The 13,792-nt window shown below is 49.7% G+C and carries 8 protein-coding genes and 8 pseudogenes; 12 read left to right on the forward strand and 4 right to left on the reverse strand.

Annotation, left to right across the window (positions count from 1 at the left end; genetic code table 11):
• Positions 1-117: 117 nt before the first annotated feature.
• The 7 genes and pseudogenes from ACJHX7_RS24615 to ACJHX7_RS24645 all read left to right on the forward strand — a co-directional run.
• A pseudogene (locus ACJHX7_RS24615) lies at positions 118-895 on the forward strand (Gfo/Idh/MocA family protein); the annotation flags it as partial.
• 1 nt (position 896) lies between these two features.
• Positions 897-1,166, forward strand: coding sequence for a SemiSWEET transporter (locus ACJHX7_RS24620; RefSeq protein ID WP_000379710.1), 270 nt, complete (start codon positions 897-899; stop codon positions 1,164-1,166).
• The gene (locus ACJHX7_RS24625; protein WP_001017346.1) at positions 1,163-2,143 is read left to right on the forward strand and encodes a flavin-containing monooxygenase; all 981 of its coding nucleotides are present in this window, start codon (positions 1,163-1,165) and stop codon (positions 2,141-2,143) included. The genes ACJHX7_RS24620 and ACJHX7_RS24625 overlap by 4 nt, the downstream gene beginning before the upstream one ends.
• 75 nt (positions 2,144-2,218) lie before the next feature.
• Entirely contained in the window at positions 2,219-2,599 is a 381-nt protein-coding gene (gene tnpA, locus ACJHX7_RS24630; protein WP_001171523.1) for an IS66-like element accessory protein TnpA, read from the forward strand.
• A complete protein-coding gene (gene tnpB, locus ACJHX7_RS24635; protein WP_000612591.1) occupies positions 2,596-2,943 on the forward strand; it encodes an IS66 family insertion sequence element accessory protein TnpB in 348 nt (115 codons plus the stop codon). The genes tnpA and tnpB overlap by 4 nt, the downstream gene beginning before the upstream one ends.
• A gap of 49 nt (positions 2,944-2,992) precedes the next feature.
• Positions 2,993-4,530, forward strand: a pseudogene (locus tag ACJHX7_RS24640) (IS66-like element ISEc8 family transposase).
• A 24-nt stretch (positions 4,531-4,554) separates the two neighbouring features.
• A pseudogene (locus ACJHX7_RS24645) lies at positions 4,555-4,836 on the forward strand (resolvase); the annotation flags it as partial.
• 46 nt (positions 4,837-4,882) lie between these two features.
• On the opposite strand, the pseudogene def reads toward ACJHX7_RS24645, so the two are convergent.
• Positions 4,883-5,275: pseudogene (def, locus tag ACJHX7_RS24650) on the reverse strand (peptide deformylase); the annotation flags it as partial.
• A gap of 108 nt (positions 5,276-5,383) precedes the next feature.
• Positions 5,384-9,517, reverse strand: coding sequence for a temperature-sensitive protease autotransporter hemagglutinin Tsh/Hbp (gene tsh / locus ACJHX7_RS24655; protein WP_001080137.1), 4,134 nt, complete (start codon positions 9,515-9,517; stop codon positions 5,384-5,386).
• 170 nt (positions 9,518-9,687) lie between these two features.
• Between tsh and ACJHX7_RS24660 the strand changes: the two are divergent.
• A pseudogene (locus tag ACJHX7_RS24660) lies at positions 9,688-9,879 on the forward strand (IS91 family transposase); the annotation flags it as partial.
• On the opposite strand, the pseudogene ACJHX7_RS24665 reads toward ACJHX7_RS24660, so the two are convergent.
• A pseudogene (locus ACJHX7_RS24665) lies at positions 9,850-10,062 on the reverse strand (helix-turn-helix domain-containing protein); the annotation flags it as partial. The pseudogenes ACJHX7_RS24660 and ACJHX7_RS24665 sit on opposite strands and share 30 nt — an antisense overlap.
• A gap of 95 nt (positions 10,063-10,157) precedes the next feature.
• Here ACJHX7_RS24665 and ACJHX7_RS24670 point away from each other — a divergent pair.
• The 4 genes and pseudogenes from ACJHX7_RS24670 to ACJHX7_RS24685 all read left to right on the forward strand — a co-directional run.
• A pseudogene (locus ACJHX7_RS24670) lies at positions 10,158-10,415 on the forward strand (IS3 family transposase); the annotation flags it as partial.
• Between the two features lie 67 nt (positions 10,416-10,482).
• Positions 10,483-11,634: an IS30-like element IS30 family transposase gene (locus tag ACJHX7_RS24675; protein WP_001442799.1), complete on the forward strand. Its 1,152-nt coding sequence runs from the start codon at positions 10,483-10,485 to the stop codon at positions 11,632-11,634.
• A gap of 121 nt (positions 11,635-11,755) precedes the next feature.
• Positions 11,756-12,121 carry a hypothetical protein gene (locus tag ACJHX7_RS24680; RefSeq protein WP_000124098.1) on the forward strand — a complete coding sequence of 122 codons (366 nt, stop codon included), beginning with the start codon at positions 11,756-11,758 and terminating at the stop codon, positions 12,119-12,121.
• Positions 12,121-13,236: pseudogene (locus tag ACJHX7_RS24685) on the forward strand (IS91 family transposase). Before ACJHX7_RS24680 ends, ACJHX7_RS24685 begins: the two are co-directional and overlap by 1 nt.
• 461 nt (positions 13,237-13,697) lie before the next feature.
• Here ACJHX7_RS24685 and ACJHX7_RS24690 read toward each other — a convergent pair.
• Positions 13,698-13,792 (reverse strand): IS1 family transposase (locus ACJHX7_RS24690; RefSeq protein ID WP_000306640.1); only part of this gene is annotated, 95 nt, incomplete at its 5' end.

The following is a 13,792-nucleotide window of genomic DNA, read 5'->3' on the forward strand; positions in this document are numbered from 1 at the left end:
CTAACGATAATGATTATCGTTAACATAGTCAAGAGTGAAGGGTAGGAGGCCCTCAACCCCCTATAAGGGGTCCGCTTGGAAAACGGATTTCCCCACGTCAAGAGAATTGATTTGAACGAGTGGCTTCGCTACAAACAGCTCCCGTTTGTGTGTGAAAAACCCCTCTCAACAGATCTCAACTCTGCACGATATCTACAGGAGATTGCTCCAAAAGGCAGTATCGTGTCTTTTAACTACCGATATAACCCCGTCATCGACATGATAATGCGTCTGAGAAATGAGAAGAAATTAGGTGAACTGCATTTCTTCTCAGCAGAATTTAATAAAAATTCTGCACTGACCCGCCATCACCTGACCTGGCGAGACTCCGCACAACAGAGCAAAAGCAGCGGTGCTCTGGGCGATCTATCCTGTCATCTGCTTGATTTATTTTGTTTTATAGGGGAAAGCCCGGTAGTGGTTCATGGGATCAAAACGGTAAAGGGGACACGTGGGTACAAAATCAGATGGTCAGGTTGAAGTGGATGATAACGGCTATGTAATGGGCAGTTCAGAAAAGGGAGCTTATTTCAGAGTTCATGCCAGTAAATCGGAAACAGATCATAATTTGGGACTGCATATACAGCTTGTATTTGAAAATGGTGAAATCAGATATTCAACCCACCATGAAAATCGCCTGCTCCTGATTCTATTTAATGATACGAATACGGAAACAATTGGCTTCGACGCTCTGAAACGCTTGCCTGATCCACCACGGGAGCTTCCATTCTGGTCTGATTCGTTTATTCATCTTCATGACGACTGGTGTGCTCTTATTAAATATGGTCACTCGTCTCCTAAGCTAGCGGACCTGTCATCCGGCCTTCATATACAGGAAATAATTGAGGCATTCTGATATGGATACCATTCTTTTAACCGGGCTGTTTGCTGCATTTTTCACAACGTTTGCGTTCGCTCCCCAGAGCATAAAAACTATCAGGACACGCAATACCGAAGGTATCTCCGTTGTTATGTATATCATGTTCCTGACAGGTGTAATCTCATGGATAGCGTATGGCATTATGCGATCTGATTTTGCCGTACTGATCGCCAATATTGTCACACTGTTTCTGGCTGCACCAGTGCTTGTAATAACACTTATCAACCGCAGGAAAAAACACGTATGAATATTGCAATCATCGGCGCGGGTCCTGCCGGCATCATTTCTGCCCGTAATGCGATTAAAGCAGGTCACTCCGTGGTTCTGTTTGAGAAGAATACCCGAATTGGGGAGATCTGGAACCCCTGGAGTGGTGGCGCTTACCGTAATGCCTGTATGCAGAACTCTCGTTATACATTTCATTATACTGGCTTTCCCCCTGGCGATATCGATGAGTTTCTAGGAGTGGAACAGGTATTCAGATATCTTTCGGCCGTGGCCGGAGAGGATGCCCTCCGTGAGTCGATCCGACTGAATACTGAAGTTGTTTCACTCAGAAAAGACGCCGGACACCGGGTGATCCGCTGCGCTTCTGAAGGAAAAGACACGGAAGACATTTTTGACCGGGTCATCATTGCAACAGGTGAACTCTGGCAACCCCGCCGGCCCCCCCTGCCAGGTGAGGAAAACTTCTCCGGAACGTTGATCACGTCGAGAGATTATCAGGAGCCAGAGGCATTTAAAGGAAAAAATATCCTCATCATTGGCGGCGGTGTCAGCGGTGCGGATATTGCCTCAGACCTTGTTCCCTTTGCCAGAAGCGTAAGTCTGTCCGTCAAAAAGATGGGACTTTATCTGCCGAGACAATTCCCGACTGGCCCGAATGACATGATGCACTCCTATCTGGGCAGGTGTCTGCTGAGCCAAATGAATTATGAAGATTTTATCGGTTATCTCGACACCATGATGCCTGACTACATGCAGGCCTACCGAGCATCCAGTCTGTTGCCCGACATGGCGAACAATAACGCGGTGCATGTTAACGAAAAAATCATACCGAATGTGGCCGCCGGTCTGATAAAAGTTAAACCCCAGGCAGAGCGTTTCACCGGAGAAGGCGCTATTAAGTTCGTCGACGCATCTCAGGAAAAATATGATGTAATAATAACCTGTACAGGCTATGAAATGCCTGATTACTCGTTCATTCGTAAGCGTACAGCCTGAACCGTCTGGTCAGAATCTGACGAATTAGACAAAGTGGTGTCCACCAAATAAGTAGTGGGAACCAAAGTGTCAGATATGCAGAAAAATGTGACTCCCGGCAGGCGAAAAGGCTGCCCTAATTATCCTCCCGAATTTAAACAGCTGCTCGTTGCTGCCTCCTGTGAACCCGGGATATCCATCTCAAAACTTGCTCTTGAAAATGGCATTAACGCCAATCTGTTGTTCAAATGGCGACAACAATGGCGCGAGGGAAAGCTGCTATTACCTTCTTCAGAGAGCCCCCAGCTACTTCCTGTGACTCTCGATGCAGCTGCCGAACAGCCAGAATCGCTTGCAGAGGACCCGGAAACCCTCAGTATCAGCTGTGAGGTAACGTTCCGGCACGGGACGCTCCGCTTCAATGGCAATGTCAGCGAAAAGCTCCTGACTCTGCTGATACAGGAACTGAAGCGATGATCCCGTTACCTTCCGGGACCAAAATTTGGCTGGTTGCCGGTATCACCGATATGAGAAATGGCTTCAACGGCCTGGCTGCGAAAGTACAGACGGCGCTGAAAGACGATCCCATGTCCGGCCATGTTTTCATTTTCCGGGGCCGCAGCGGCAGTCAGGTTAAACTGCTGTGGTCCACCGGTGACGGGCTGTGCCTCCTGACCAAACGGCTGGAGCGTGGGCGCTTCGCCTGGCCGTCAGCCCGTGATGGCAAAGTGTTCCTTACGCAGGCGCAGCTGGCGATGCTGCTGGAAGGTATCGACTGGCGACAGCCCAAGCGGCTGCTGACCTCCCTGACCATGCTGTAAATCTCTTTATCCTGGTTGTCACAGAATAAGCCCGGTAAAATACGGGCTTATGAACGACATCTCTTCTGACGACATCTTCCTGCTGAAACAGCGCCTGGCCGAACAGGAAGCGCTGATCCACGCCCTGCAGGAAAAGCTGAGCAACCGGGAGCGCGAAATAGACCATCTGCAGGCGCAGCTGGATAAACTCCGCCGGATGAACTTCGGCAGTCGTTCCGAAAAAGTCTCCCGCCGTATCGCACAAATGGAAGCCGATCTGAACCGGCTTCAGAAAGAGAGCGATACGCTGACTGGTAGGGTGTATGACCCGGCAGTACAGCGTCCGTTGCGTCAGACCCGCACCCGTAAGCCGTTCCCTGAATCACTACCCCGTGACGAAAAGCGACTGTTGCCTGCGGCGCCGTGCTGCCCGAACTGCGGCGGTTCACTGAGCTATCTGGGCGAGGATACCGCCGAACAGCTGGAGTTGATGCGTAGCGCCTTCCGGGTTATCCGGACGGTACGGGAAAAACATGCCTGTACTCAGTGCGATGCCATCGTGCAGGCACCTGCACCTTCGCGGCCCATCGAGCGGGGTATCGCCGGACCGGGGCTGCTGGCCCGCGTGCTGACCTCGAAGTATGCAGAGCACACCCCGCTGTATCGCCAGTCAGAAATATACGGCCGGCAAGGTGTGGAGCTGAGCCGTTCACTGCTGTCGGGCTGGGTGGATGCATGCTGCCGGCTGCTGTCTCCGCTGGAAGAGGCGCTTCATGGCTATGTCATGACTGACGGCAAACTCCATGCCGATGATACCCCGGTCCAGGTACTGCTGCCGGGTAATAAGAAGACGAAGACCGGGCGGTTGTGGGCGTATGTTCGTGATGACCGCAATGCCGGGTCAGCGTTGGCACCTGCAGTGTGGTTCGCTTACAGCCCGGACAGGAAAGGCATCCATCCGCAGACTCATCTTGCTTGCTTCAGCGGTGTGCTGCAAGCGGATGCGTACGCCGGGTTCAACGAGCTGTATCGCAATGGTCGGATAACGGAAGCTGCCTGCTGGGCTCATGCCCGCCGAAAGATCCACGATGTGCACGTCCGCATCCCGTCAGCACTGACGGAAGAAGCCCTGGAGCAGATCGGTCAGTTGTACGCCATAGAGGCGGATATAAGGGGAATGCCGGCAGAGCAGCGGCTTGCTGAACGTCAGCGAAAAACGAAACCGCTGTTGAAATCCCTGGAAAGCTGGTTGCGTGAAAAGATGAAGACCCTGTCGCGACACTCAGAGTTGGCGAAGGCGTTCGCGTACGCACTTAACCAGTGGCCGGCACTGACGTACTATGCGAACGATGGCTGGGTGGAAATCGATAACAACATCGCTGAAAATGCCCTGCGGGCGGTCAGTCTGGGTCGTAAAAACTTCCTGTTCTTCGGCTCTGACCATGGTGGTGGCGGGGAGCGCTACTGTACAGCCTGATCGGGACGTGCAAACTGAATGACGTGGATCCAGAAAGCTACCTTCGCCATGTGCTTGGCGTCATAGCAGACTGGCCGGTCAACCGGGTCAGCGAACTGCTTCCGTGGCGCATAGCACTGCCAGCTGAATAACACATCCCCGTCAATACGGCCCTCGCTGTACGCTTACCAATAAATAATATGCTTATCGACCTGATGGCTGCAATGTCGCATAAAGACTGGCTGAGTCGTCGTCAACGACAAAAACAGGGAATTGAACGTGCCCATACTTTAGGTAAGTATCGGGGCAAACAGGCAGATCGGGAACGACATCAGAAAGTAATGTACTACCGGCAGATCAAGAAACTGAGCATCCGTGAAACGGCAGAGGTGACAGGCTATAGTACTTCCCAAGTTTGTCGCATTCAGGCGCTCTATAAAGAGGTTAAACCTGATTAAAAAATAGCCTTAACGTACAATATTTTCCGTTTCCCAAACGGAGCCCAATACAGATGGCTAACAGACCGTCTGCTTCCAGTTCAAATGGTTTACCGTCGCGGTCCAGGGCGCGAATTTTAACTTTCTCTGCGCGTGGCACTAAAGCTCGTTGTTCAGGGATTGACAGGCAACCTTCTTCAATGCCTGTTTCGCCGCTTTTTTCTAAAAGCTCCGGATTGATTAACACCAGCCGTTCGTCACGGTTTTCCGAAACATCAATTACAATGATACGTTGATGGATATCAACCTGGGTTGCCGCCAGGCCAATACCTTTTTCTGCGTACATCGTCTCGAACATATCATCGACGATACGCTGAATTTCTGCATTCACTTCTTCTACCGGTTTAGCAACTTTGCGAAGCCGCTCGTCCGGAATATGTAACACTTGCAAAACTGACATAAATCTCCAGAGATGTGTTCAGGAGTTAGAAAGATTATTTCTTCTACTGTACCGTAATCAGATAATCGCAGCAAAGGGACAAAGCAATAGTCCCTTTGCTGCACAGCATCAGAATGAATAACGAATATTAGCGTTTATCGCATCATCTGTGTTGTATTTACCAAATGCAGAGCGTTCAACTTCCAGCCCCAAACGCGTATTGTCGCCAAACCGGGCATTTAACCCCACACCGTAAAGCATACGACTGTCTTTTCTGCCATTAATCTGATGTTCTCCCGCTGCATCCTTCAGATGAACGTCAGCACTGTCCGTCAGATCGAACTCATAATGCAGGCCGGCACGGGCTGTCAGACTCCAGTCCTTACCACTGAAGGTTTTACCGGAAACAACGCCGGTTCTGCCTACCAGAGGATTAACGCTGTTACGACGCATTGAGACATCCATTCCACTGTCGTTCCAGTTAAATGTTTGGCCCTGCAGTCTTCCCCAGACCAGTTCCGCCTGAGGTTCAACAAACGTCGTATCTGTCAGATGATAACGGTATCCGACTTCTGCACCTGCATACAGTGAATGGCTGCGGAAGTTCTGTTTACCAGCTCCGGCAAAGTTCAGGTCATATTTGTTTTCATTGTGAATATATTTGGCAATCACATCAAAGTAAGCGCCGGACCGGAACAGACCACTGGCATAGAAACCACCACCCCATGATTTTGTTTTACCGCTGTACAGGTCTGCTGACGCATCTGTGTCAGTGTAGGTGGCCATCACGCCGGTAAACAGGTCCATACTTCCCAGTTCGTGCTTACGGTCAGCCCCCATCTGCAGCAGGGTATAGTGGTCAGTGAAACCGCCATCAGCAGAGCCGGAACCGTTCAGCAGACGCACCCACGTACCGGCTTCGCCATTAATATCCCTCAAATCGCCCATGCGTTTGTTCAGGTTGTTAACTTCAGTGATGAAGTTGTTATAGCTGATGTGCATGAATGTGGCGGCAGCCTTACCCTGGCCGTCGTTACGTGCAACCTGGTAACCATCGAGGACCCACTCTTTTTTCCCGTCCTCTTTTCTGACACTAAGGATGGGGGTGACATCACTGAATCCCACAACCCGTGTTGATGCCCTGAACAGATTATCAGCTGTCGCTTCAGGTGCGCTGACCAGTGGAATATCAAGCGTGTCCTTGTTAGAAGGTTTTTTCAGGAAGTTAACCCAGATGCTGTTGTCATGACCTGTTGCCGACTTGTTTATCACCAGTTTGTCTGCCTTGTTAAGGTCTGTACGCATGACAAATGCTGACTGAACCGCGTCCAGATTATCTGTTGTCAGTGTCGTGAACGGTGATGTTCCCCCGTTAAAACCGACTATTGTCCGGTTAAGTTTCATATTTCCTGCCGTGGAGTTTCCGTTCATCGACCACTGGGTGTCTGTCATGCTGACGGTGGCATCCGGTGCATTCAGGCTCCCGCTCCAGATATTGCGGTACCCGTTAAACAGGCTGTACAACATCTGATTCTGAAGAGTCAGGTCAGGACTCAGTTCCCCTTCCCCTCCGAGGGTGACAGTCCCTTTATCCTGAACATTGATATTACCTGACAACATACTGTACGGCCCCACGTTCAGGCGGGCATCGTCTCCCTTCAGGTTCCATGAACCGGCATAATCGTATACAGGTAAAAGTGTGTGAGATACCTCATCAGGACGGCTGTTCAGACTCAGGGCGGCATCAGAAATATTCACTGGACCGTCAGAAACAAAACTCTGACTGGCCAGAGCATTTGCTCCCTTGTTCAGATTCAGGGCGGTACTGGTCAGTGTTGAGTTCCCCAGAACGGCACTGTCTGAGGAGATATTCACGGTACTGTTGTTCGCCTGTATTCCGCCATTGAATATATCATTGATATTCAGCACTGACTGATTATCCAGGTTGACGGTGCCGTTGAAGACACTTTTATCTGCATCTTTAGTTGCAACAGATGTGCCTTCTTCAAGGGTAAAGGCTGTTCCCTGGCCATCGTTTTTGTCGATAAATACCCGGCTGTCGCCCAGCGTGACGCTGGAGTTATCTGCCTGGATGGTTGTGTTCAGTGTGGCATTGCGACCAAGACCAAAATCAGTGTTCTTCAGTGACAGCCTGTCAAAGGTAAAACTGCGGTTCTCCCAGTCCTCCTGACTGAATGACGTAGGCTGAGTCAGAACCGAATGGTCTCCACTGGCAGCCAGTTTGTCAGCCACAGACTGAGTATTGTATGCATGGATAACCGGATGCCCCTGCAGCGTCAGACGCCCGTTTTCCTGGGTGAATGTACCGGAGATATCCGCAGCTCCGTCCATCACCAGAGCACCGGTAACGCCTTCAGGCAGGCGATTGTCCACATTCAGATTGCCTTTCAGTTGTCCGTGAAACAGATACCCTGCAGTATTGAAACGGTCAGCTACCAGTTTCTGTGCATCCCCCTGACTGTGCCCCACAAACTCCCAGGTGGCGTTGCTGCTCTGGTCCGTGGGGAAATAACCATAGGTGCTCTGCTTCAGGATGAAGTAATCCGTCGTATTTGTGTACGGGTTATTGTATTTATATAAATTTCCGGCAGTTCCTTTACCTGATTCCGACCAGCCATTCAGTGCTACTTTGTCAGCCCGCAGGGCATAGTCCAGCGTGATAGTGGCCCGTTTATCAACGTTATTCGCCAGCACGGCACCATAATCTGCCGCCTTCAACTGATGAAACGTCAGACTGTTACCATTAACATCCAGTGTGCCCCCACGATATCCCCATGAGACGGTATCCGGATTTACCTGCCGCTCATCAGTCAGTACCACGGTCGGCCGGCCACTGGCAATATTAACACTGCTGAACGCCTGCACCTGTCCTTTATTGTCCGCCTGCTGGTTCAGTACAACCTTTCCGTCCCCGACCTTCAGGCCACCTTCATTAATACCTGTACCCTGTACCGTCAGCGTACCTTCACCAATTTTATGCAGGTTATCGCCCTTAACACCATTAACCTGCCAGTTTACGGACACCCCGTTGTCCACAACAATACCGGCACCGGTCCAGGTACTTCCGTTAGAGGTTGTTACTGTGTAATTATCACGGAACGTCAGGGAACCCGCCCCCTGAGAAACCGAATCCTTAAGGTTAATCTGACCATTCTGCCCCTGAAATATCAGGTTCTTACCAGCATTCAGGTCATTTCCCTGCTGCCCGTGCATGGCATATGTGGTGGTTCCCTGTGTCAGCGCACCAGCTCCGGTACTGCTGTTAAAGCTCCACTCCAGTGCACCACCTTCCGATGTTCTGAACGTGACCGGGGCATCATTGTCTTCATTAAATTTCTGCCCGATAAAATCCAGTGGAATAACAGCCCAGTTATTTCCCCTGCCCCCCGCGCCATTCCCCGCAGTAAGAACACCGACCAGCACCCATTTATTCTGAACAGTATCAAAAGCAAATAAAGGCGAACCGCTGTCACCGGCCTCGCCATAAATGGGCATTGCACCATTAAGTTTGTAATCAAAAACCAGACCTGAACTGGTGCTAATCATTTCTCCATTCTGATAGGATGACAGGCTACCGACAGTCCCGCCGGTCAGCCAGGAATATGCACCTCCCATTTGTGTCAGCTGTCCGTTACTGTCCTTAATATACTGAGTACCAGACCCCAGACGATAAAAAACAGGATAGCGCTCCTTATCCAGATATGCGCCAGCCACTGCCCCCTGCGCCGTCACCGCAGTAGGGGCAACCTCTGTCACCAGTTTATCCAGCCGGGGGGCATGAAAATCCAGTGACGGCGCATTATTCCGGTCCACGATATTGTAACGGTTTTCACCATCACCAAAGCTAACGTTTGTATATCCCCCGTTATGTTTCACGCTGGCGATATACTGCGGGTTTATCAGTGTCGCCACACCGATTTCCGAATCCACAGCACTGAAATCAGGCATAGCTGCCTTATCCAGCGTACCGACAAATTCTCCCTGCTTATTATAAATAGCGATATTCGTTGCCCCCGGGCGGAACATCCCCTTATTTTCAGCAAAATCACGAAATAACTGATACCCGAGTTCATTATTGACCGTTCCCGCAAGACTTCCTGCAGAGAATAGTACCGGGATCAGTAATAAAACCGGGAAACACAGACGTCTGACAGACTTATGAACACATTTCCTGGCAAACTCAGATACGGCAATAAAGCCCCGGGCCACAGCGCTGTAGCGAAGAGAATAAATTCTGTTCATTTTTAATTACTCCTGAGAAAAATAAAATCAGTACTACTCAGGCATAACGGATAATCACCATCATCCTGAGGAATCCCCAGAAAAAGGAGACAGGCATAGCGTGATGTGAACTACTGATTCTTTCACAAATTCAGGGAGAGCACCGTTATGCCTGCACATAAAGTATGCCAGAACCGGTGGCGAATGTGTGCTATGCACAAATGGTGAAACAGTTCCTGAGTCGTGACCCGCTCGAATGCGTGCTGTGTGGCGGCCGAATGGTATACCGGCGTGCCATAGCGGGGCTGAATGTGGACGGGCTGAAGAAAAACGCGCGGGATATCAGTCTGATAAGGATTACTTTCCAGCCGGCTGATGGCTGACGGGCGTAATCCCATTCGTTCGGCCAGCGCAGACTTTGTTAACCCCGCTTTTTCTCTCATTTCGTATAACATTTCTACCATCTCCAGTTCTTTGTCAGCATCTTCATACCCTTTAACAGCTTCTGGAGTATTAAGCAGTTTTTGCTTTACCTGGCTGAACGGAACACTTTTTACTTTCGTCATTTCATCTCCTTCAGGCGCATCCTTGAAGTGGTTTACTGAATTTGGCCACCTGAACAGAGGTGATATGCTCACCTCAGAACAACACAGGTGCTCCAATGAAAAAAAGAAATTTCAGCGCAGAGTTTAAACGCGAATCCGCTCAACTGGTTGTTGACCAGAACTACACGGTGGCAGATGCCGCCAAAGCTATGGATGTTGGCCTTTCCACAATGACAAGATGGGTCAAACAACTGCGTGATGAGCGTCAGGGCAAAACACCAAAAGCCTCTCCGATAACACCAGAACAAATCGAAATACGTGAGCTGAGGAAAAAGCTACAACGCATTGAAATGGAGAATGAAATATTAAAAAAGGCTACTGTAGATTCAATTGGTCAACGCAACAGTTATGTGAAAACATGGGGTTGCGGAGGTTTTTTGAATGAGACGAACATTTACAGCAGAGGAAAAAGCCTCTGTTTTTGAACTATGGAAGAACGGAACAGGCTTCAGTGAAATAGCGAATATCCTGGGTTCAAAACCCGGAACGATCTTCACTATGTTAAGGGATACTGGCGGCATAAAACCCCATGAGCGTAAGCGGGCTGTAGCTCACCTGACACTGTCTGAGCGCGAGGAGATACGAGCTGGTTTGTCAGCCAAAATGAGCATTCGTGCGATAGCTACTGCGCTGAATCGCAGTCCTTCGACGATCTCACGTGAAGTTCAGCGTAATCGGGGCAGACGCTATTACAAAGCTGTTGATGCTAATAACCGAGCCAACAGAATGGCGAAAAGGCCAAAACCGTGCTTACTGGATCAAAATTTACCATTGCGAAAGCTTGTTCTGGAAAAGCTGGAGATGAAATGGTCTCCAGAGCAAATATCAGGATGGTTAAGGCGAACAAAACCACGTCAAAAAACGCTGCGAATATCACCTGAGACAATTTATAAAACGCTGTACTTTCGTAGCCGTGAAGCGCTACACCACCTGAATATACAGCATCTGCGACGGTCGCATAGCCTTCGCCATGGCAGGCGTCATACCCGCAAAGGCGAAAGAGGTACGATTAACATAGTGAACGGAACACCAATTCACGAACGTTCCCGAAATATCGATAACAGACGCTCTCTGGGGCATTGGGAGGGCGATTTAGTCTCAGGTACAAAAAACTCTCATATAGCCACACTTGTAGACCGAAAATCACGTTATACGATCATCCTCAGACTCAGGGGCAAAGATTCTGTCTCAGTAAATCAGGCTCTTACCGACAAATTCCTGAGTTTACCGTCAGAACTCAGAAAATCACTGACATGGGACAGAGGAATGGAACTGACCAGACATCTAGAATTTACTGTCAGCACCGGCGTTAAAGTTTACTTCTGCGATCCTCAGAGTCCTTGGCAGCGGGGAACAAATGAGAACACAAATGGGCTAATTCGGCAGTACTTTCCTAAAAAGACATGTCTTGCCCAATATACTCAACATGAACTAGATCTGGTTGCTGCTCAGCTAAACAACAGACCGAGAAAGACACTGAAGTTCAAAACACCGAAAGAGATAATTGAAAGGGGTGTTGCATTGACAGATTGAATCTACAACCGCGCTCTTGATGTCAGACTCCCTCGAGTAGGCAGCCTGGCGGCTGCGGCTTGTCATGGCCTGGAATTACCGTTATAAAAAAAGATAATGTCATTGTCTTTCAGGTAGTTATATGGCCCGTTCAGCTAAACCCCGTAAACGCAAACCCGCACCACAAAGAAGCAAACTTCCCCGCTATGTTGTGAAACTTCATCCGGATGATTTTTTTGACGAAGAAGACGCTGAAGTTCTGCGCTTTGATAATTTTGACGATGCCGTTGAGTGCTGCGCTGACCTGGGTATTCCGTTCTTTCTGGATGCAGGAAACAAAAAGCTGGTCTTCTGGTTTGTTCGTGTCGATGACGAAGGGTATCCGGAAATAGCCCGCTGTACGGAGCGGGAGTTTGCAACCATTCTTGCCGGTATCAGTGCCGGTGGTATGTACTGCCCGGAATGCGGCACAGTTCACTGGCCGGATGGCGTTACCCCACCCGTCTGATGCTTCCCCGTTTTGCCGATATTTTTCAGCAGGGTAACCGCTGGCTTAACTGGCTGGAGAAACAGCCGGAAGGTTCAGTGCGTCCGGTGGTGACTGAGTCAGTGACAAAAATCATGGCATGCGGGACCACGCTGATGGGCTACACGCAATGGTGCTGTTCGTCACCGGACTGTTGCCACACCAAAAAGATCTGCTTCCGGTGTAAAGCCGCTCCTGTCCGAACTGCGGGGTGAAGGCTGGCGCACAGTGGATACAGTATCTGCTGAGCCTGGTCCCCGACTGCCCGTGGCAGCATATTGTGTTCACACTTCCCTGCCAGTACTGGTCCCTGGTGTTCCACAACCGGTGGTTACTGGCAGAGATGAACCGCATTGCAGCGGATGTGATACTGGAAATCTGCCATCAGGCAGATGTGGAGCCGGGGATATTCACGGTGATCCACACATGGGGGAGTGACCAGCAGTGGCATCCGCATATCCATTTATCGACAACTGCCGGTGGTGTGACGTCGGGCCACACCTGGAAAAATCTTCATTTATACGCCCGTAAGGTGATGAGCATGTGGCGCTACCGGATAACGCGGCTACTGTCCCGGAAATACCCGGAGCTGGTAATACCGGATGAACTGGCAGTGGAAGGAAACAGCAAACGGGACTGGAATCGCTTCCTGGACACGCATTACCGCCGCGGCTGGAATGTCAACATATCCAGGGTGATGGATAACGCCACACATGTGGCGGTGTACTTCGGCTCTTACCTGAAAAAGCCACCGGTGCCGATGAGTCGGCTGGAGCATTATGCCGGTCAGGATGAAATCGGTCTGCGTTACAACAGTCACCGTACAAAACGGGAAGAATACCTGTTGATGAGTGGAGATGAGTTCATGGAAAGGTTCTCCTGGCATGTAGCAGATAAGGGGTTCCGTATGGTGAGGTACTACGGTTTCCTGAGTCCGGTGAAGCGCCGCTTACTGGAAGAAGTTGTGTACGTCATAACGGAGACGGTGAGAAAAACGGCGATGCAAATCAGGTGGAGAGGGATGTATCAGAGGTTACCGACTGGCAGAGCTGGTCCTGATGCATGAGCGACTGGCACGACAGCAGGTGTGCGGCTGAGAGTCGCAGAGGGGAAGTTGCGTCCATTTTACCGGAAACGGAGCAAAAAACCGCCATTCATACCCTGTATCAATCAGTGTCATCCTGTTTAATAGTCGTTTCCGCTCATATGGTGCACAAGAGGTGTTGAAGAAATATCTGTTTTGTGGTGCTTTTTTAGTCTTTTGGGGATTTAAATTCCTATCGATCAAGGTCACGCATCAGCTTTTTATATGAGCAAAATCCAGGCTGCTTTTTTATCCATTCAGTATCTATTTTTAACCTTATTAACTTTTTATTATGTGTTCCATTTATAGACGTAGACTCAGATATATTACCGACTCTTCGCATAAATGATTTTTCTGATTCACTTAATTTTTCAGTACCGTTACATAATCCGTGACCATATGGTAATGGAGATGTCGTTAACCATACTTTATTATACAAAATTGTTCCATCATACAACGGGTAATGACTCCAACTTATTGATAGTGTTTTATGTTCAGATAATGCCCGATGACTTTGTCATGCAGCTCCACCGATTTTGAGAACGACAGCGACTTCCGTCCCAGCCGTG

Source organism: Escherichia sp. WS1451 (assembly GCF_046487365.1).
Taxonomy (GTDB): Bacteria; Pseudomonadota; Gammaproteobacteria; order Enterobacterales; family Enterobacteriaceae; genus Escherichia; species Escherichia coli.

Coding starts and splice junctions, on each gene's coding strand:
- ACJHX7_RS24680 (WP_000124098.1), top strand. CDS start 11,756: ATGGCCCGTTCAGCTAAACCCCGTAAACGCAAACCCGCACCACAAAGA.
- ACJHX7_RS24675 (WP_001442799.1), top strand. CDS start 10,483: ATGAGACGAACATTTACAGCAGAGGAAAAAGCCTCTGTTTTTGAACTA.
- ACJHX7_RS24625 (WP_001017346.1), top strand. CDS start 1,163: ATGAATATTGCAATCATCGGCGCGGGTCCTGCCGGCATCATTTCTGCC.
- ACJHX7_RS24620 (WP_000379710.1), top strand. CDS start 897: ATGGATACCATTCTTTTAACCGGGCTGTTTGCTGCATTTTTCACAACG.
- tnpB (WP_000612591.1), top strand. CDS start 2,596: ATGATCCCGTTACCTTCCGGGACCAAAATTTGGCTGGTTGCCGGTATC.
- tnpA (WP_001171523.1), top strand. CDS start 2,219: ATGCAGAAAAATGTGACTCCCGGCAGGCGAAAAGGCTGCCCTAATTAT.
- tsh (WP_001080137.1), bottom strand. CDS start 9,517: ATGAACAGAATTTATTCTCTTCGCTACAGCGCTGTGGCCCGGGGCTTT.